The organism is Phenylobacterium sp. LjRoot225 (genome assembly GCF_964252855.1).
GTDB lineage: Bacteria > Pseudomonadota > Alphaproteobacteria > Caulobacterales > Caulobacteraceae > Phenylobacterium.
Window position 1 is genome coordinate 347,471 of the sequence record NZ_CAXUPL020000001.1, and the last position, 17,531, is coordinate 365,001.

Sequence of the window (17,531 nt, forward strand, 5' to 3'; positions counted from 1 at the left end):
CGCGGAGTGATCCGCGGCCCTCGTCTCTTCGCTTAAGAGCGTTCGACTAGCACTTGTAATACATGTCGAATTCCACCGGGTGCGGGTGGAGTTGCAAGCGCATGACTTCTTCCATCTTCAGCTCGATGTAGGCGTCGATGAAGTCGTCGTCCATGACGCCGCCCTTCTTGAGGAAGGCGCGGTCCTTGTCGAGGTTCTCGAGAGCCTCGCGGAGCGAGCCGCAGACTTCCGGGATCTTCTTCTGTTCGCGCGGCGGCAGGTCGTAGAGGTTCTTGTCGGCGGGCGCGCCCGGATCGATCTTGTTCTCGATCCCGTCCAGGCCGGCCATCAGCAGGGCGACGAAGGTCAGGTAGGGGTTGCCCATCGGGTCGGGGAAGCGGGCTTCCAGACGCTTGGCCTTGGGGCTGTCCACGTGCGGGATGCGGATCGAGGCCGAACGGTTGCGGGCCGAGTAGGCCAGCTTCACCGGGGCTTCGTAGCCGGGCACCAGGCGCTTGTAGGAGTTGGTCGTCGAGTTCGAGAAGGCGTTGATGGCCTTGGCGTGCTTGATGATGCCGCCGATGTACCACAGGCACATGTCCGACAGGCCGGCGTACTTGTCGCCGGCGAACAGCGGCTTGCCGTCGGCCCAGATCGACTGGTGCACGTGCATGCCAGAGCCGTTGTCGCCGAACATCGGCTTGGCCATGAAGGTGGCGGTCTTGCCGTAGGCGTGCGCCACGTTGTGGATCACGTACTTATAGAGCTGCAGACGGTCGGCCATGACGATCATGGTGTCGAACTTCAGGCCGAGCTCGTGCTGGGCGGGCGCCACTTCGTGGTGGTGCTTTTCCGGCTTCATGCCGAGCTCGCCCATGACCGCCAGCATCTCGCCGCGCAGGTCCTGGGCGGAGTCGACCGGGTTCACCGGGAAGTAGCCGCCCTTCGGGCCGGGCCGGTGGCCCATGTTGCCTTCCGGATAGACCCGGCCGGTGTTCACCGGCAGCTCGCTGGCGTCGTAGGAGTAGGAGGTGTCGTGCGGCGCGGTGTTCCAGCGCACGTCGTCGAAGATGAAGAACTCGGCTTCCGGGCCGAAGTAGACCGTGTCGCCGATGCCGGCGGCCTTGGTGTAGTTCAGCGCCGCCTTGGCGATCGAGCGCGGGTCGCGGTTGTAGGGCGTGCCCGTGTCGGGGTTCACGACGTCGCAGAACAGCGCCAGCGTGGTCTGTTGGTAGAAGGGGTCGATGATCGCGCTGTCCAGGTCCGGACGCAGCTTCATGTCGGACTCGTTGATCGCCTTCCAGCCGGCGATCGAGGAGCCGTCGAACATGGTGCCGTCGGTCAGGAAGTCGTCGTCGACCAGATCGATATCAAAGGTGACGTGCTGCATCTTGCCGCGAATGTCGGTGAAGCGCACGTCGACGTATTTGACGTCCTTTTCCTTGATCAGGGCCAGGATATCTTGGGCAGTGGCCATAGTATGGATCCCCTTTACGATCTCGATGGTGGTGTGGGTGTCAGATGGCGGCCGGGCCGGTCTCGCCGGTCCGGATGCGCATCACGTCGATGACGTCTGAGACGAAGATCTTGCCGTCGCCGATACGGCCGGTCCGCGCGGCGCCGGCGATGGCGTCGAGCGCGGGCTGCAGCTGATCGTCGGCGATGACGACCTCGATCTTGATCTTGGGCAGGAAGTCCACGACGTACTCGGCGCCGCGGTAGAGTTCCGTCTGGCCCTTCTGGCGGCCGTACCCCTTGGCCTCGATCACCGTCATGCCCTGGACGCCCAACTCCTGGAGGGCCTCCTTCACTTCGTCGAGCTTGAACGGCTTGATGACGGCTTCGATCTTTTTCATGGCCTCGTCGGCTTTATGGGCGCGCCAGCCCCGGCGGTCGCGGCCGGACGGAGCACGCCCGGCGGGGCGGCCGCAAGGGTGTCTCTTGCTCCATAACGGCCTCAGGCGATGCGAATATGCCGGCGCCCATTTAATCGGCACGACAAGCACAATTACGCATCATTGGCGGGTGGAGCGTCGGTTGGCGCCGGCAGCGCTCCCGGATCGACGTTAGCTCGGTGCGAATTGACTGGCGCAGCCCGTGTCAGCACTGAAATCTCGAAAAAACTGAGTTTCCGGTGCGTTCTCAAGCTTCACGGCGCGGGTGATAATTATGCGTCCGTGCTGAAAGTTGTGGCGAAAACGTGCCTGACGGGCCCGGACAAAGGGGGCTTTCCCCCGGACGCCGCGGATGGCATCGGAAGAGAAGACCTCGATCGGGGCGGCGGCGCCGTGGGGCGCGGGGCGGCTTATCCTTCGAGCGACCATTGTGGAGGGCTGTCCTTGGCCGCGCGTCAGATCCTCACCGTCAGCGAAACCGCCAGGGCCGACGCCGCCGCCATCGCGGCGGGCACGCCAGGGACGGTGTTGATGGAGCGCGCCGGCGCGGCCGTCGCCGACGCGATCAGCGCGCGCTTCCGCTCGCAGCCGGCGATCGTGCTCTGCGGCCCGGGCAACAATGGCGGGGACGGCTATGTGATCGCGCGCCTGCTGAAGACGCGGGGCTGGCCGGTGGAGGTCCAGGCGCTCTCGGCGCCTTCGAGCGAGGACGCCAAGGCCGCGCGCGACCAATGGGATGGACCGGTGGGCGACCTGTCGGGCGATCTGCCGCCGGCGCTGTTCGTCGACGCCATGTTCGGCGCAGGCCTCGCCCGTCCGCTCGAGGGCGCGGCCGCCGTCGCGGCCCAGCGGCTCGCGAGCACGCCGGAGAAGGTGGTGGCGGTCGACATTCCGAGCGGCGTCCAGGGCGACACCGGCCAGGCGAGCGGTCCCAGCGTCAGCGCGGGCCTGACCGTCACCTTCCACGCCCGCAAGCCCGCCCACGTGCTGGAGCCGGGGCGAGGGCGCTGCGGCGAGATCGTGATCGCCGACATCGGCCTGGGCGCCACTCAGTCCCAGCTGTTCGAAAACGGCCCGGAGCTCTGGCTGCCGCGCTTTCCCTGGCCCGCCGCGACGGCCCACAAGCACGCCCGCGGGCGTCTGATCGTGGTCAGCGGCGACGCCTGGAGCACGGGCGCGGCCCGTCTGGCCGCGCGCGGCGGCCTGCGCATCGGCGCGGGCCTGGTGACCATCTTCTCCCCCCGGGAAGCCCTGGTCTCCAACGCCGCCCATCTGGAGGCGGTGATGCTGCGCGGCTTCGACACCGACCTGGAGCTGGAGGAAGGCGCCGAGCACGTCGACGTCGCCGTCATCGGCCCGGCCGCGGGCGTCACCGAGACCACCCTGCTCAACGTCCTGGCCCTGGCGCGCACCGGGGCGGCCCTGGTGATCGACGCCGACGCCATCAGCGTCTTCCGCGACGATCCGGAGGAGCTGTTCTCGGTGCTCGACCGCGACGACGTGCTCACCCCGCATCCGGGCGAATTCGAGCGGCTGTTCCGGGGACTGCTGGCGGCCACGCCGGACCGCATCACCGCCGCGCGCAAGGCCGCCCAGCGGGCCGGCGCCGTCGTCCTGCTCAAGGGGCCCGACACGGTGGTCGCCGCCCCGGACGGCCGCGCCGCGGTCAATATCCACGGCGTCCCGTGGCTGGCGACCGCCGGCTCGGGTGACGTCCTGGCGGGCTTCATCGGCGGTCTGATCGCCCAAGGCATGGAGAGTTTCGAGGCCGCCTGCGCGGCGGCCTGGATCCACGCCGAGGCGGGCGAGATGCACGGGCCCGGGCTGATCTCGGAGGACCTGCCGGGCCTGGCGCCGCAGGTGCTGCGGAGGCTTTGGGAGGAGCGCTGAGCGGAGTTTTAGTGTCCAGACGCGCCCGTGCGGGGTGTGAACGTCTCAACCTCGGCGGGGGTGACCGGCGTGCGGTAGCTGTTGCCGAAGTGTGTGCGGACGTAGGTCGCGACCTCGGCCATCTGCTGGGACGTGAGCATCCCGGCCATCGGCGGCATGGCGCCGCGCCCACCGGCGATCGTCATGACGAGGTAGGGTGTGCTGACAAGCCGGGGGTTGCTGGCGATCGCCGGAATCGTCGCGGCGCCGGTGGCTCCCTTGCCGTCGGCCATGTGGCAGGCCTGGCAGACGAAACGGTAGACCTGCTCGCCGTTCGCCGGCTTGACCGGCCTGACGCCGCCGGGACCGGGTTCGTCGGCGCGCGCGACGCCGGCCGTGAGAAATGCGCCGAGCGTCAGCGCCGCCAGCGGAAGGGAGGCCCGGGTCATCATGGTCAGGCCTCCAGGGCGCGCTGGTGCAGGCGCGTGATGGCGTCGATCGAGGAGAGCAGGGCGCCCTCCATCCAGCAGCCGACGTAGGAGGCGTGCTCGCCGGCGAGCACCACCCGGTCCTCCATCGCCACCAGCGTCTGGTAATGCGCCTTGCGGGTTTCCTCGTTCCACATCGCGCAGCAGCCCAGGGTCCAGGGCACGCGGCTCCAGGCCACCGAAGCGCCGGTCATGAACTCCTTGCGGTAGCTGTCCGGATGGAAGACCGACCCTTGCGCCAAGGCCGTCTCGATCCGTTCCTCCGGCGTCATGCCGGTCAGCCGGTAGCTGTTGGGCCCGCCGGCGAAGGCGCCCAGCAGCACCGCCGGCTTGTTCTTGAAATAGTCGGAGTTGGGATAGGAGATGAGCGAAATCTCCTGGCTGGTGAAGCTGTGGCCGCCGTAGATGGCCGCATCCTCCTCCCAGAAGCGCCGGCGCATCTCCAGGCCGATCTTGACCGCGCTGGAATAGGGCACGGCGGCGATGGCCGCCTGCTTTTCGGAACTGAGGTTGTTCTCGATCTGGTTCAGCACGCCGAGCGGGATGGTGCAGACGCAGAAGTCGGCGCGCGCCTCGCGCGCCTCGCCGCTGGCGGCGTCGGCGTAGCTGACGGTGACGCCCTTTTTGTCCTGCAGGATCTTGGACACCTTGGCGCCGAAGGTGAGCAGCGGCGCGACCTGCCGGGCGAAGGCCTTGCCGATCATGCCCATGCCGCCGACCGGCTGGAACATGGTCGTCTGGAATTCGTGGTTCATGAAGAACGACATCTGCGTCCAGATGCGGGAATCCAGCACGTCGTGCAGGGCGAAGGGCTCGGAGGGGATCGGCGCGCCGTTCACCCCGCCGCCCCCTGGCCGTTCGAAGCCGCGATGCTCGGAGGACCGCAGGCCCTTCACATAGCGGAAGTCCTTGTCGAGCATGCCCCAGTCGCGCAGGCCCTCCCGGAGCCGATCGAGGTCCTCGGTCGTCGCGGCCGTATCCAACGCCTTCTGGTTGATCGCCTTGGCGAGGAGTTCGGCGACATTGCCCTCGAAGTCGGCCGCGAGCGCCCTGAACCGCTGCGGCCGGCCGCCGAACGCATCGGTCTGGTGGACGTAGGCGGCGTGGTTGAACTGGATGAAGGGCTCCAGCGCGACCCCGAAGGCCTTGCAGTAGTGGAGCAAGGTCGCGTGGTGGTGCGGGATGCGCCAGGGGCCGGGATTGAGGTAGTTGCCCGGCTGGAAGCCGACCTTCTGGGTCGCACCGCCAAGCTCCGTATAGGTGTCCCCGCCGTACAGCGACCAGTTCCGCCCCCCGGCGCGCTGCTGGTACTCGAGGATCTGCACCTTGTAGCCGGCCTTGTTGAGCTCGTAGCCGGCGAGCATCCCCGCCAGCCCGGCCCCCAGCACGATCACCGAGGCGCCCGGACGCGCGCCCGAAAGATTTGGCGGCCCGGTGAACTGCGTCTCGGCCGCGTGCGCCATGGCGGTCATCGCCTGGTACAGCGCGACCGTCCCGCCCATCATGCCGATCGCCGTCAGCAGCTGACGCCGCGTGGGCCCCCCGTCGCCCGATCGCATCTCAACAGAACTCCATCGACCTGGTCCTCGTTCGCCCCGCGCGCGAAGCGGCGGCGCGAGCGGCGCCAGTTGGCCCGCAAAGCGCGCCGGGACGGCAGGCGCAGTGCGGCGGCGAGGAGCCGTGGGCCCGGCTTGACCGTTTCGCGTGCAGGCTGCGGCCGTTCGAGGCCGTTCTGCGGGCGGCTTGGCCGGCGCTTTCGTCGAAACGCTCCGGTCGAAGCGCCGACTCACCCGGCAAAGAAAAACGGCGCGGGATGGCTCCCGCGCCGCTGATCGTTGCATTCGAGAGGTTGGACTACTCGCGCGAGTAGTCGCCTTCGATCTGGCCCGCTCCGCCTTCGAGCAGGTCGGCCGCGGCCTCTTCGGCGGCGACGCGTTCTTCTTCGAACTGGCTGGAGATGACGTTTTCACCGCGCGCCTGGCGCTCGGCTTCGTCCTGGCTCCGGGCCACGTTGATCGAGACGGTGACCGTCACTTCCGGGTGCAGGCGGACCTTCACCTCGTGGAGGCCGATCGTCTTGATCGGCTTGTCCATGGCGACCATCGAGCGTTCGATCTTGCCGCCTTCGGCGCTGATCGCGTCGCTGACGTCACGGCCGGAGACCGAACCGTACAGCTGGCCGCTTTCGCCCGCCTGACGGATCAGGATGTAGGAGGTGCCGTCCAGCTTTTCGCCGGCCTTGCCCGCCGCTTCCTTGGTCTTGGCGTTGCGAGCTTCGATCTCGGCGCGCTGGGCGTCGAAAACCTTCAGGTTCGCGTTGTTGGCGCGCAGCGCCTTTTGGCGCGGCAGGAGGAAGTTGCGCGCGAAGCCGTCCTTGACGGTGACGACGTCGCCCAGACCACCCCAGCCCTCGAGCCGTTCGAGCAGAATGACTTTCATGTGCCTGGCTCCCTTACTTCACGACGTAGGGGAGGAGGGCGAGGAAGCGGGCGCGCTTGATGGCCTTGGCCAGCTCGCGTTGCTTCTTGGCCGACACCGCGGTGATGCGCGAGGGCACGATCTTGCCGCGCTCGGAGACGTAGCGCTGCAGCAGCTTCACGTCCTTGTAGTCGATCTTCGGAGCGTTGGCGCCGGAGAACGGGCAGACCTTGCGGCGGCGGAAGAACGGACGGCGCTGGCCGCCCGAGGCGGCCGGGGCCGCGGCCGTGGAGGTTTCGTCGGTCATGCGATGATCCTCCCTTTCTTAGGCTTGGAAGCTGTTGTCGTCGCGCGGGCGTTCGCGTTCGCGATCGCGGCGGGCGAGGATGGGGGAGAGCTCGAGGTCCAGCTCTTCGACGCGGACGGTCAGGTGGCGCAGCACGTCTTCGTTGAGCGACAGCTGGCGTTCCATTTCCTTCACCGCCTCGGCGGGAGCGTCGATGGCGAGCAGGGAATAGTGACCCTTCCGGTTCTTCTTGATCCGGTAGGTCAGGTTGCGCAGACCCCAGTACTCGATCTTGGCGACGGCGCCGCCGCCGGCCTCGATGAGCGCCTTGAGGGTGTCGTTGAGCGCTTCGGCCTGCTGCGGCGAGATATCCTGCCGCGAGATGACCACGTGTTCGTATAGAGCCATAATTTCCTTCTTCCTGTGTGGATGCGGCGCGTCCGGGGGCGGAAGGTCCCCTGGATGCGATGGCTCTCAGCGCGGCGGCCGGGGGTTTCCCGACCCATTCGCGTTCCGCGTGAGACCGCATTCCGTGAAGGCGCGGGCCATAGGCGAAAACGCCTTCTGGAGCAAGGGTTTTTGGGGGTGGGGAGGTGTGTTTGAACAATCCCCGTCATGCCGGACGGCCTGCAAGGCCGATCCGGGACCCAGGGGCCGTGCGCACGGCCCCTGGGTCCCGGCTCTACGCTGCGCTTCGGCCGGGATGACGGTGGGTTGTGCCGATAACCCCGTCAGGGGCGTTTAGCTCCGCCTAAGGATGCTTGGCCCGCCAGGCCTTCACCGCGTCCAGGGTCTTGGTCACGTGGCCGTTGGGGGCCATGTCCGAATAGGCGAAGACCACCTTGCCGTCGGGGGCGATCACATAGGAGGTGCGCGCCGAGAGATCCTTCGGGACCTTGACGCCGGCCATCTTCAGCGGCGCGTCATAGGTCTTGGCGATCTTCGCGCCGGGGTCGGCGGCGACGGGGAACTTGCCGCCGCAATGCTCGGTCTCCCTGGAGAAGTCGGCCAGCTCGTCGACCTTGCCGGCGGTGACGCCGATCACCGAGGCCTTCTGCGCCTTGAACTGGTCGATGGCTTCCGAGAACAGCCGCGCCTCGATGTTGCAGCCGGCGGTGTGGGCCGAAGGGAAGAAGTAGACCACCACCGGGCCGCGCTTCAGCGCATCGGCCAGCCGATAGTTGAACGGCTTGCCGGCCAGATAGGCCTGGGCCTGGAAGTCCGGGGCCTTGGCGCCCGGCTGCAGGTCCGCCCAGGCGGGCGCCCCCGCGAGCAGCGCCGAGGCGAACAGGGCTGAGACGGCGGCGCAGGCGATGACGCGCTTCTTCATGGAGATCCTCCCAAGGAACCGCGCCACGATAGCCTCCGCGCCGTCGGAATGCAGCGCCTCAGTTACAGCGACCCGGCTGTCGCCCGCCGCCGCCGCCTTGCGGCCGCGAAACAAATTCCCTAACCCTCGCCCCTCGGATTCGCCGGTTCGGAGCACGCCCCATGAGCCTTGCCTTCCTTTTCCCCGGACAGGGCAGCCAGACCGTGGGCATGGGCCAGGACCTGGCCGAGGCTTTCGCCAGCGCCCGCGAGGTCTTCCAGGAAGTGGACGACGCGCTGGGCCAGCACCTCTTCCGGGTGATGCGCGACGGTCCTGAAGACCAGCTGACCCTGACCGAGAACGCCCAGCCCGCCCTGATGGCGGTGAGCGTCGCGGTCATGCGGGTGCTGGACCGGGAGTTCAGCCTGGCCATCGACAAGGCCGCCTTCGTCGCCGGCCACAGCCTCGGGGAATATTCCGCCCTGGCCGCCGCCGGCGCCATCAGCCTGGGCGACACCGCCAGACTGTTGAAGCTGCGCGGCCAGGCCATGCAACGCGCCGTGCCGGTGGGCGCCGGCGCCATGGCCTCGCTGATCGGGCCCAAGACCGACGTGGCGCTCGCCGAACAGGCCGCCGCCGCCGGCGCCGAGCTCGGCGTCTGCGTGGTGGCCAACGACAACAACGCCGGCAACGTCGTCATCTCCGGCGACAAGGCCGCGGTCGATCGCGCCATCGAGAAAGCCAAGGAGCTGGGCGCGCGGGCGATCCCGCTGAACGTCTCCGCCCCCTTCCACTGTCCGCTGATGCAGCCCGCCGCCGACGAGATGGCCGAGGCCCTGGCCGCGGCCGCGATCGTCGCGCCGCGCGCGCCGGTGGTGGCCAATGTGACGGCCCGGCCGGTGCACGATCCCGAAGCGATCCGCCGCCTGCTGGTCGAGCAGGTCACCGGCCGGGTCCGCTGGCGCGAGAGCGTCCAATGGATGGCCAGCGACGGCGGGGTGACCCGGTTCGCCGAGGTCGGGACCGGCAAGGTGCTGACCGGCATGGTCAAACGGCTCGCGCCCGACTGCGAGGCGCTGGCGGTCAACACGCCGGCCGATCTCGAAGCCTTCGCCAAGACTCTATAAGGAGCGCCGTCATGTTCGACCTGACCGGCAAGACCGCCCTCGTCACCGGCGCCACGGGCGGCATCGGCGCCGAGATCGCCCGCGCGATGCATGCTCAAGGCGCCCATGTGGTGCTGTCCGGCACCCGCGAGGGGGTGCTGCAGGAGCTGGCGGCGAGCCTCGGCGAGCGCACGTCGGCGGTGGCCGCCAACCTCTCCGACCCTGCCGCGGTCGACGGACTGATCGCCGCGGCCGAAGCCGCCGCCGGCCAGCCGATCGATGTGCTGGTGGCCAACGCCGGCATCACCAAGGACGGCCTTCTGCTGCGCATGAAGGACGACGACTGGGAGCAGGTGATCAAGGTCAACCTGGAGAGCTACTTCCGTCTTTCCCGCGCCGCGGTGAAGGGGATGATGAAGCGCCGGACCGGCCGGATCATCGGCATCACCTCGGTGGTGGGTGTCACGGGCAATCCCGGCCAGGCCAACTACGCCGCGTCCAAGGCCGGGATGATCGGCTTCTCCAAGGCGCTGGCCCAGGAGGTCGCGAGCCGGGGAATCACCATCAACTGCGTGGCGCCGGGATTCATCGAAAGCCCGATGACCGACGCGCTCAACGAACAGCAGAAGACCCAAATCCTGTCGACCATCCCGACGGGGCGTCTGGGGAGCGGCGCGGATGTCGCCGCCGCCTGCGTCTATCTGGCGAGCGCGGAGGGCGGTTACGTCACCGGCCAGACCCTGCACGTCAACGGCGGCATGGCGATGATTTAAGGCCATGCTCTAGGGGCCGCCATCTGAGGCTCGCCTACCTCAGAGGAACATGCTACCCGGCGGCCCGAAACCGCTAGATCACCGCGGCAGTTGACTTCACCGTCTTCGTCGCCGATGCAAACGCACTACCAAGCCTTGAGGGACCTACCGAATGTCCGACGTTCTAGAACGCGTCCGTAAGATCGTCATCGAGCACCTCGACGCCGATCCGGAGAAGGTCACCGAAAAGGCGAGCTTCATCGACGACCTGGGCGCCGACAGCCTCGACAACGTCGAGCTGGTCATGGCCTTCGAAGAGGAATTCGACATCGAAATCCCCGACGACGCCGCCGAGCACATCCAGACCGTCGGCGACGCCGTGAAGTTCATTCAGGAGCGCCTGGGCGCTTAAGAAGCGCACTGATTCGCTTAAGCTTTTGGCCGCCGCGTCGCTGGGCTTTCATCCCTGGCCGCGGCGGCTTTCGTTTGAGGAACGCGCATGCGTCGTGTCGTCGTCACTGGAATCGGTCTCATCACCCCCCTGGGCCAGGGGACCGAGCACAGCTGGAAACAGATCCTGGCCGGCAAGTCCGGGGCCGGAACCATCACCGCCTTCGATCCGACGGACTACGCTTGCAAGGTCGCCTGCGAAGTGCCGCGCGTCGACGGTCGCGGCGGCGGCGGTCCGGACACCCCCGGCTCGTTCGATCCCGACCAGACCATGTCGTCCAAGGATCGCCGGCGGGTCGACGACTTCATCCTCTACGCGGTCGCGGCGGCCGACGAGGCCGTGCGTGATTCTGGCTGGGCGCCGCAGGACGACGAGGGGCGCGAGCGCACTGGCGTCATGATCGGCTCCGGCATCGGCGGCCTGGGCCCCATCGCCGAGACGGCGATCGAGCTGCATGAGAAGGGCCCCCGCCGGGTGTCGCCCTTCTTCATCCCCTCGGCCCTGATCAACCTGGCCAGCGGCCAGGTCTCGATCCGCCACGGCTTCAAGGGACCCAACCACGCGGTCGTGACCGCCTGCGCGACGGGCGCCCACGCCATCGGCGACGCGGCCCGGATCATCAAGTACGGCGACGCCGACGTGATGGTCGCCGGCGGCGCGGAATCGGCGGTGGTCAAGGTCGGCATCGCCGGCTTCATCGCCTGCCGCGCCCTATCCACCGGCTTCAACGACCAGCCGGAGAAGGCCAGCCGCCCCTACGACAAGGACCGCGACGGCTTCGTCATGGGCGAGGGCGCCGGCGTCCTGGTGCTCGAGGAATACGAGCACGCCAAGGCGCGCGGCGCGAAGATCTACGCCGAGGTGCTGGGCTACGGCATGGCCGGGGACGCCTACCATATCACCGCGCCGGCCGAGGACGGCGACGGCGGCTATCGCGCCATGCGCGCGGCGATCAAGGACGCCGGCGTCGTCGCCGAGGACCTCGACTACATCAACGCCCACGGCACCTCGACGCCGATGGGCGACGAGATCGAGCTGCGCGCGGTCGAGCGGCTGCTCGGCAATGCGGCGGCCAAGATGGTGATGAGTTCGACCAAGGGCGCCACCGGCCACCTGCTGGGCGCGGCGGGCGCGATCGAAGCGGCCTTCACCTGCCTGGCGATCCGCGACCAGATCGCGCCGCCGACGATCAATCTCGACAATCCGTCGGTGGAGACCGAGATCGACCTCACGCCGCATAAGGCCAAGCCGATGAAGATCGAGGTGGCCATGTCCAACTCCTTCGGCTTCGGCGGCACCAACGCCTCCGTGGTCTTCAAGAAGGTCGCGTGACGGCCAGGCGCCGCCCTCGCCGAAGCGCGCCGCCCAAGAAGGCGCGGCGCGCCGGCGGAGGCCTGGGGGCGCTCGTCCTGCTGCTGCTGGTGACGGCCGGCGCGGGCTGGGCGATCTGGACCTATGCCGGGCCCGGGCCTGAGGCCAAGGCCGGGGCGGTGACCGTGGTCCTGCCGCGGGGCGCGGGCGTCGCGGCGATCGCCGACCAGCTCGCCGAAGCCGGGGTGATCCGTTCCAAGCCATTGTTCCTGCTGGCCGCCAAGCTCGGCGGGGGAACGCTGAAGGCCGGCGAGTATGAGATCCCGTCGCGGGCCTCGATGGCCGGCGTCCTGGCGCAGCTGCGCGCCGGCCGCGTGGTGCGCCACCTGATCACCGTTCCGGAGGGCTGGACCAGCGAGATGGCCACGGCGGCGGTGACCCGCTCGCCGGTGCTGACCGGCCTGGCGGTTCCGCCGCCGGAGGGCTCGATCCTGCCCGAGACCTACGAGGTCCGTCGCGGCGAAGCGCGGGCGGCGGTTCTGGCCCGCATGCACGAGGCCCAGGTCAAGCTGCTGGCCGAGCTCTGGCCGGGCCGCCAGCCGGGCCTTCCGTTCACGACGCCGCAGGAGGCCATGACGCTCGCCTCCATCGTCGAGAAGGAGACGGCGCTGCCGGAGGAACGGCCGAGGATCGCGGCGGTCTACATCAACCGCCTGCGCGCCGGCATGCGGCTGGAGAGCGATCCGACCACCATCTACGGCATATCCGCCGGTCGCCCGCTGGGGCGCGGGATCACGCGTGCGGAGCTCATGGCGGCGACGCCCTACAACACCTACCAGGTGGCGGGCCTTCCGCCGACGCCGATCGCCAACCCGGGCAAGGCGGCGATCGCGGCGGTGCTCGATCCGCCGAAGACCGACGAACTGTTCTTCGTCGCCAACGGCCAGGGCGGCCACGCCTTCGCCGCGAATTTCGCCGAACACCAGAGGAACGTCGCCCGCTGGCGCGAGATCGAGCGCCAGCGCCTGGCGGTGCAAGCGGGCGCCGCCGCCCTAGGCGGCGCACAGGGGAATGCCGTGCGGGGGAAGGCTGGCTGATGGCGATCTCGGGGATGACCGGCTTCGGTCGGGCGGAAGGGGCGTCCGGCGCCTGGAGCTGGGCGGTCGAGGCCCGCTCGGTCAACGGCCGCAACATGGAGGTCCGCTTCCGCGGCCCGCCGGGGTTCGAGGGTCTGGAGCGCGCCGCGCGCGACGGCGCCCAGAGCCGCTTCCAGCGCGGCCAGGTGACCATCGGCGTCCAGGCCAAGCGCACGGAATCCGCCGCGGCGGTGAAGGTCAACATCGACCAGCTCGAGCGTTATCTGGCGGCCGGCGCGCCCTATGTGGCGACCGGCATGGCCGTGGCGCCGCGCCTCGACGGCCTGCTGGCCCTGCGCGGCGTGATCGAAGCCGCCGACGCCCTGGAAGATCCGGAAGCCCAGGCGCAGCTGGAGGCCGCCATGGCCGCCTCCATCGCGGTCGCGCTCGACGGCCTGCTGGCCGCCCGGCGCGAGGAGGGCGCGGCCCTGCTGGGTATTCTCGGCGGCCTCGTCGCCGGCATCGAGCAGCTGGTCGGTCAGGCGCAGGATCTCGCCGGCGGCCAACCCGTGGCGATCAAGGAGCGCTTCGAGCGCCGGATGACGGAGCTCGCCGGCGACGCCGTCAGCGAGGACCGCATCCTGCAGGAGGCCGCGGCGCTGGCCGTGAAGGCCGACGTGCGCGAGGAGCTGGACCGGCTGGCGGGGCATATCGACGCCGCCCGCGGCCTGCTGGCCTCGGACGGCGGGGTCGGCCGCCGGCTCGACTTCCTGACCCAGGAATTCATGCGCGAGGCCAACACCCTGTGCTCGAAGTCGGCTTTGTCCGGCTTGACCGCCGTCGGCCTCGACCTCAAGGCGGTGATCGAGCAGTTCCGCGAACAGGTGCAGAATGTGGAGTAGGGCGGAATGACCTCGGACGATCATCACGCCAAGCCCTGGGAGACCGTGCGCCGGGGACTCCTGATGCTGGTCTCGAGTCCGGCCGGCGCCGGCAAGACCTCGCTCTCGCGTCGCCTCGTGGCGGACTTCGCCGACATGATCCTGTCGGTGTCGGCGACCACCCGCGCGCCGCGGCCGGGCGAGGAGGAAGGGCGCGAGTACTTCTTCAAGAGCCGGGCTGAGTTCGAAGCCATGATCGCCGCGGGCGACTTCCTCGAGTGGGCGGAGGTGAACGGTCACCTTTACGGCACCCCGAAGGCGCCGGTGATGGCCGCGCTCGAGGCCGGCAAGGACATGATGTTCGACATCGACTGGCAGGGCGCCGAGCAGATGGCGGCCCAGGCGCCGGACGACTGCGTCCGCATCTTCATCCTGCCGCCGTCCTGGCCCGATCTCGCGCGCCGGCTGCATGCGCGGGCCCAGGACAGCGAGGCGGTGATCCAGGCGCGCCTGGCGCTCGGCAAGCGCGAGATCACCCACTGGAGCGCTTACGACTACGTCGTCGTGAACAAGGACTTCGACCGGGCCTATGCGGACCTCGTCCACATCTATCGGGCCGAACGGATGAAGCCCGGTCGGAACCCGTGGCTGCCGCCCTTCGTGCAGGACCTGCTCGACGAGAAGGTCTAGCGGCCGCGCCTGTTCGTCGCGCATTTTCATTCCGCACACGTCACGCCTGCCGCGCGACTCATGGCGAAATGCAAATCCGTTTGGCGGCGCGTCGCGCTGGCCGCGAGCCGCGTTTAGGGTAGTCAGGACTTCGTCAGACCAGGGAGGGTCTTCGAATGCGCATCCACTTCACCGGGATCGCCGGCGCCGGCATGAGCGCCGCGGCCCTGATGATGCGCGACGCAGGCCATGAGGTCTCCGGCTCGGACGAGGACGTCTTCCCGCCGATGTCGACCTATGTCGAAGCCCTTGGCTTCCCTTTCAGCCGCCGGTTCGACGCCGCCAACCTGCCGGAGGGACTCGATCTCCTGGTGCTGGGCGCCAGCGCCAAGCTGGGCGGCGAGGCCAACCCGGAAGTCGCCGAGGCGCGCCGCCGCGCGGTTCGCATCACCACCTTCCCTGAACTGGTCGGCGAAGCGACGGAAGGCCGACACAACACCGTCGTCGCCGGCTCGTTCGGCAAGTCCACCTGCAGCGCGCTGATGGCGCATATCCTGCGCGAGGCCGGCGTCGACGCCGGCTGGATGATCGGGGCCATCTCGCCCTCGCTGCCGGCGACCGGCCACTGGGGCCAGGCGCCCCAGGTGGTGCTGGAGGGCGACGAATACATCGTCGGTCCGTCCGACCATCGCTCGAAGTTCGTACTCTATCACCCGCGCGACGTGCTGCTGACCTCGCTTGTCCACGACCACGTGAACGTCTTTCCGACCTTCGCGGACTACGAGGCGCCGTTCCGCGAACTGCTGCGGATGATCCCCGCCGACGGGCTGCTGGTGGCCCGCGACCATCCGGCGATCCGCGCGATCGCCGCGGAGACCGGCGCGCGGGCGGTCTGGTACGACACCCAGGCGGCCGGCGCCCAGGCTCCCCGCTGGCACGGCGAGAAGGTGGTGTTCGGCGAGACGACCCGCTTCACCCTCGTCGCGCCCGACGGCGGCAAGCTCGCCCTGGCGACCAGCCTGCTCGGCGAACACAACATCGAGAATATCATCGGGGTCTCGGCCTATCTGCTGGAGCGCGGCCTCGTCACCGAACAGGCCTTGGCGCGCGCCGTGGCCAGCTTCGGCGGCATTCGCCGCCGGCTCGATCGGCTGACGACCGCCAGCCGGGTGCCGGTGATCGAGGGCTTCGGCTCCTCCTACGAGAAGGCCCGCTCGGCCATCGAGGCCATGCTGCTGCACTATCCGGACCGGCCGCTGGTGGTGGTGTTCGAGCCGCACACCTTCTCCTGGCGCAGCCGCGACGCGCTCTCCTGGTACGACACCGTGTTCGAAGGCGCCGCGCGCGTGCTGATCGCGCCGCCGCCCAGCCATGGGGCCGGCAGCCACAACCAGTCGAGCTTCCAGGAGATCCTCGATCGCGCCGCCGCCACGGGCGTCCCGGTGGCGGGGGTCGGCTCTTCCGACGAGGCGATCGGCCAGCTCAGCGTCTTGCGGGGCGACGAGGCGGTGCTGCTGCTCTCCTCCGGCCCCTTGCTCGGCCTGCCGGAAGCCCTGCCGCGGGCGTTTGACGCCCTCTACGCGGCGCGGGAAGCGGCGGCGTAGCGCCCAGACGGCTCAGGCGGCCATCCGCGCAGCGGCGGTTTCGAGCACGCGGATGATCTCGCCCTCACGCTCGTTCCAGAGGATTGCCACGCCCGCGGCGCGGTCGGCGAGGTCGCCCAGGGCGGCCTCGACCTCGGCGTCGTGCAGGCGGCGCTTGCTGAGGCGAAGCAGGGAACGGCCGCCGCCCTGGTCCTGCACCTCGTCGTGGTAGCGCAGGACCGCGTCGACGATGGCGCCGGGGAGGGGCGCGCTCGCCTGAGCCGTGGAGCGGACCACGCGGGCGGTCTTCGAGGCGCCCATCTTCGGAGCAAACGAGCGGGAGGACGAGAAACGGCGGCGCATCGGGGATCTCCGTTGCAGATCGGGTCTGTTTCCGTTCTGATCCCTCGGTGCGACAGAATCGGACGTAGACCTGATGCGCCATGAAAAGGCCGGCCGTTTGCTGGAGCTCGCGCGGATGCTGGCGAGCACCGCCGAGGGCCTCACCCTCGACGAGATGGCCGAGCGGCTGGAGGTCGGCCGGCGCACCGCCGAGCGGATGCGCGACGCCGTGCGGGAGGTCTTTCCGCAGCTGGAGGAGGTCGACGACCCGCCGACCCGCCGCTTCCGCATTCCGGCAGGCCTCGACGGCCTCTTCCAGGCGCCGACCGCCGAGGAGCTGGCGGCGCTGAAAGCCGCCGCTGAAATGCTCGGCGCCCAGGGCGCGCAGGTCCGCGCCGGCGCGCTGCGCAGCCTGGAGCAGAAGGTGCTGTCGGCCACCCGCGCCGCGGCCCGGCGCCGGTTGGCCCCGGACCTGGAGGCCCTGCTGCAGGCCGAGACCATCGCCGTCAGCGCCGGTCCGCGGCCGTTCGAGGACGAGGCGGTGCTCTCGGGCGTCCGCGAGGCGCTGAAGTCGATGTCGGGCCTGAGGTTCCGCTACGAGGGCGGCTCGACGCCCGGGCGGGTGCGGGAGGTTGCGCCCTTCGGCCTGTTGTTCGGGCGCTCCAACTATCTGGTGGCCCAGGAGGATGCGGAGTCCGGCCCGCGCAACTGGCGGCTCGACCGCATCCATGACGTCGAGGTGCTCAGCATCCCCGCCGTGCGTCTCGAAGGCTTCTCGCTACAGGACTACGCCGACGAGAGCTTCGGCATCTATCATGACGCGGTGGAGGACGTGGTGCTGGCGGTGACGCCGGAGGGAGCGGACGACGCCCTGCGCTGGCGCTTCCACGCCAACCAGCAGATCGAGCCGAGGCCCGACGGCTCGGTGGTCGTGCGCTTCCGCGCCAGCGGCATGCGCGAGCTCGCCTGGCACCTGTTCACCTGGGGCGATCGGGTGCGGGTGCTGGCGCCGGAGATCCTGCGTCGCACGCTGATCGACGAGATCGAGACCGCCCGCCGCGCGCATGCGTCCGTTTCTGACGCAGCGGGGCTCTAGACCCTCTCCTCGTGAACGAG

The 17,531-nt window shown here is 69.3% G+C and carries 19 protein-coding genes; 10 read left to right on the forward strand and 9 right to left on the reverse strand.

The features are described from left to right. Window positions 1–46: 46 nt before the first annotated feature. Both glnA and ACSQ2B_RS01720 read right to left on the reverse strand, forming a co-directional pair. Window positions 47–1,456 carry a type I glutamate--ammonia ligase gene (gene glnA, locus ACSQ2B_RS01715; RefSeq protein ID WP_436046791.1) on the reverse strand — a complete coding sequence of 470 codons (1,410 nt, stop codon included), beginning with the start codon at window positions 1,454–1,456 and terminating at the stop codon, window positions 47–49. Window positions 1,457–1,496: 40 nt separating this feature from the next. Beyond that, window positions 1,497–1,835 carry a P-II family nitrogen regulator gene (locus tag ACSQ2B_RS01720; protein ID WP_436046793.1) on the reverse strand — a complete coding sequence of 113 codons (339 nt, stop codon included), beginning with the start codon at window positions 1,833–1,835 and terminating at the stop codon, window positions 1,497–1,499. Between the two features lie 483 nt (window positions 1,836–2,318). On the opposite strand from ACSQ2B_RS01720, the gene ACSQ2B_RS01725 reads away from it, so the two are divergent. Beyond that, window positions 2,319–3,764, forward strand: coding sequence for an NAD(P)H-hydrate dehydratase (locus ACSQ2B_RS01725; protein WP_436046795.1), 1,446 nt, complete (start codon window positions 2,319–2,321; stop codon window positions 3,762–3,764). An 8-nt stretch (window positions 3,765–3,772) separates the two neighbouring features. On the opposite strand, the gene ACSQ2B_RS01730 is transcribed toward ACSQ2B_RS01725, so the two are convergent. The 6 genes from ACSQ2B_RS01730 to ACSQ2B_RS01755 form a co-directional block, all read right to left on the reverse strand. Beyond that, window positions 3,773–4,195 (reverse strand): c-type cytochrome, encoded by a 423-nt coding sequence (locus tag ACSQ2B_RS01730; protein WP_436046797.1) that lies wholly within the window; start codon window positions 4,193–4,195, stop codon window positions 3,773–3,775. A gap of 2 nt (window positions 4,196–4,197) precedes the next feature. After that, entirely contained in the window at window positions 4,198–5,790 is a 1,593-nt protein-coding gene (locus ACSQ2B_RS01735; protein WP_436046798.1) for a flavin monoamine oxidase family protein, read from the reverse strand. 295 nt (window positions 5,791–6,085) lie between these two features. Further along, on the reverse strand, window positions 6,086–6,670 hold the full coding sequence (rplI, locus tag ACSQ2B_RS01740) for a 50S ribosomal protein L9 (RefSeq protein ID WP_436046799.1): 585 nt from the start codon (window positions 6,668–6,670) through the stop codon (window positions 6,086–6,088). Between the two features lie 13 nt (window positions 6,671–6,683). Then, window positions 6,684–6,956, reverse strand: coding sequence for a 30S ribosomal protein S18 (rpsR, locus tag ACSQ2B_RS01745; protein WP_436046800.1), 273 nt, complete (start codon window positions 6,954–6,956; stop codon window positions 6,684–6,686). A gap of 18 nt (window positions 6,957–6,974) precedes the next feature. After that, complete coding sequence (gene rpsF, locus ACSQ2B_RS01750; RefSeq protein ID WP_436046802.1) at window positions 6,975–7,343, reverse strand: 30S ribosomal protein S6; 369 nt, start codon at window positions 7,341–7,343, stop codon at window positions 6,975–6,977. A 343-nt stretch (window positions 7,344–7,686) separates the two neighbouring features. After that, complete coding sequence (locus ACSQ2B_RS01755) at window positions 7,687–8,265, reverse strand: peroxiredoxin (protein ID WP_436046803.1); 579 nt, start codon at window positions 8,263–8,265, stop codon at window positions 7,687–7,689. A 161-nt stretch (window positions 8,266–8,426) separates the two neighbouring features. On the opposite strand from ACSQ2B_RS01755, the gene fabD reads away from it, so the two are divergent. From fabD to ACSQ2B_RS01795, 8 genes are all read left to right on the forward strand, one after another. Next, window positions 8,427–9,371, forward strand: coding sequence for an ACP S-malonyltransferase (gene fabD / locus ACSQ2B_RS01760; protein WP_436046805.1), 945 nt, complete (start codon window positions 8,427–8,429; stop codon window positions 9,369–9,371). Between the two features lie 11 nt (window positions 9,372–9,382). After that, window positions 9,383–10,123 (forward strand): 3-oxoacyl-[acyl-carrier-protein] reductase, encoded by a 741-nt coding sequence (gene fabG / locus ACSQ2B_RS01765; RefSeq protein WP_436046806.1) that lies wholly within the window; start codon window positions 9,383–9,385, stop codon window positions 10,121–10,123. A gap of 151 nt (window positions 10,124–10,274) precedes the next feature. Continuing rightward, complete coding sequence (locus ACSQ2B_RS01770; RefSeq protein WP_012522113.1) at window positions 10,275–10,514, forward strand: acyl carrier protein; 240 nt, start codon at window positions 10,275–10,277, stop codon at window positions 10,512–10,514. Between the two features lie 87 nt (window positions 10,515–10,601). Then, a complete protein-coding gene (gene fabF / locus ACSQ2B_RS01775; protein ID WP_436046808.1) occupies window positions 10,602–11,885 on the forward strand; it encodes a beta-ketoacyl-ACP synthase II in 1,284 nt (427 codons plus the stop codon). Further along, complete coding sequence (gene mltG, locus ACSQ2B_RS01780) at window positions 11,882–12,961, forward strand: endolytic transglycosylase MltG (RefSeq protein WP_436046809.1); 1,080 nt, start codon at window positions 11,882–11,884, stop codon at window positions 12,959–12,961. Before fabF ends, mltG begins: the two co-directional genes overlap by 4 nt. Continuing rightward, window positions 12,961–13,842, forward strand: a complete 882-nt coding sequence (locus ACSQ2B_RS01785) for a YicC/YloC family endoribonuclease (RefSeq protein WP_436046810.1) — start codon at window positions 12,961–12,963, stop codon at window positions 13,840–13,842. Before mltG ends, ACSQ2B_RS01785 begins: the two co-directional genes overlap by 1 nt. Window positions 13,843–13,848: 6 nt before the next feature. Next, complete coding sequence (gene gmk, locus ACSQ2B_RS01790) at window positions 13,849–14,511, forward strand: guanylate kinase (RefSeq protein ID WP_436046812.1); 663 nt, start codon at window positions 13,849–13,851, stop codon at window positions 14,509–14,511. Between the two features lie 155 nt (window positions 14,512–14,666). Beyond that, window positions 14,667–16,094 carry a Mur ligase family protein gene (locus tag ACSQ2B_RS01795; RefSeq protein ID WP_436046813.1) on the forward strand — a complete coding sequence of 476 codons (1,428 nt, stop codon included), beginning with the start codon at window positions 14,667–14,669 and terminating at the stop codon, window positions 16,092–16,094. A gap of 12 nt (window positions 16,095–16,106) precedes the next feature. Here ACSQ2B_RS01795 and ACSQ2B_RS01800 read toward each other — a convergent pair whose 3' ends face one another. Further along, a complete protein-coding gene (locus tag ACSQ2B_RS01800) occupies window positions 16,107–16,436 on the reverse strand; it encodes a hypothetical protein (RefSeq protein ID WP_436046815.1) in 330 nt (109 codons plus the stop codon). Window positions 16,437–16,509: 73 nt separating this feature from the next. On the opposite strand from ACSQ2B_RS01800, the gene ACSQ2B_RS01805 reads away from it, so the two are divergent. Beyond that, entirely contained in the window at window positions 16,510–17,511 is a 1,002-nt protein-coding gene (locus ACSQ2B_RS01805; protein ID WP_436046816.1) for a helix-turn-helix transcriptional regulator, read from the forward strand. Window positions 17,512–17,531 lie beyond the last annotated feature (20 nt).

Coding starts and splice junctions, on each gene's coding strand:
- glnA (WP_436046791.1), bottom strand. CDS start 1,456: ATGGCCACTGCCCAAGATATCCTGGCCCTGATCAAGGAAAAGGACGTC.
- ACSQ2B_RS01720 (WP_436046793.1), bottom strand. CDS start 1,835: ATGAAAAAGATCGAAGCCGTCATCAAGCCGTTCAAGCTCGACGAAGTG.
- ACSQ2B_RS01730 (WP_436046797.1), bottom strand. CDS start 4,195: ATGATGACCCGGGCCTCCCTTCCGCTGGCGGCGCTGACGCTCGGCGCA.
- ACSQ2B_RS01735 (WP_436046798.1), bottom strand. CDS start 5,790: ATGCGATCGGGCGACGGGGGGCCCACGCGGCGTCAGCTGCTGACGGCG.
- rplI (WP_436046799.1), bottom strand. CDS start 6,670: ATGAAAGTCATTCTGCTCGAACGGCTCGAGGGCTGGGGTGGTCTGGGC.
- rpsR (WP_436046800.1), bottom strand. CDS start 6,956: ATGACCGACGAAACCTCCACGGCCGCGGCCCCGGCCGCCTCGGGCGGC.
- rpsF (WP_436046802.1), bottom strand. CDS start 7,343: ATGGCTCTATACGAACACGTGGTCATCTCGCGGCAGGATATCTCGCCG.
- ACSQ2B_RS01755 (WP_436046803.1), bottom strand. CDS start 8,265: ATGAAGAAGCGCGTCATCGCCTGCGCCGCCGTCTCAGCCCTGTTCGCC.
- fabD (WP_436046805.1), top strand. CDS start 8,427: ATGAGCCTTGCCTTCCTTTTCCCCGGACAGGGCAGCCAGACCGTGGGC.
- fabG (WP_436046806.1), top strand. CDS start 9,383: ATGTTCGACCTGACCGGCAAGACCGCCCTCGTCACCGGCGCCACGGGC.
- ACSQ2B_RS01770 (WP_012522113.1), top strand. CDS start 10,275: ATGTCCGACGTTCTAGAACGCGTCCGTAAGATCGTCATCGAGCACCTC.
- fabF (WP_436046808.1), top strand. CDS start 10,602: ATGCGTCGTGTCGTCGTCACTGGAATCGGTCTCATCACCCCCCTGGGC.
- ACSQ2B_RS01785 (WP_436046810.1), top strand. CDS start 12,961: ATGGCGATCTCGGGGATGACCGGCTTCGGTCGGGCGGAAGGGGCGTCC.
- gmk (WP_436046812.1), top strand. CDS start 13,849: ATGACCTCGGACGATCATCACGCCAAGCCCTGGGAGACCGTGCGCCGG.
- ACSQ2B_RS01795 (WP_436046813.1), top strand. CDS start 14,667: ATGCGCATCCACTTCACCGGGATCGCCGGCGCCGGCATGAGCGCCGCG.
- ACSQ2B_RS01800 (WP_436046815.1), bottom strand. CDS start 16,436: ATGCGCCGCCGTTTCTCGTCCTCCCGCTCGTTTGCTCCGAAGATGGGC.
- ACSQ2B_RS01805 (WP_436046816.1), top strand. CDS start 16,510: ATGCGCCATGAAAAGGCCGGCCGTTTGCTGGAGCTCGCGCGGATGCTG.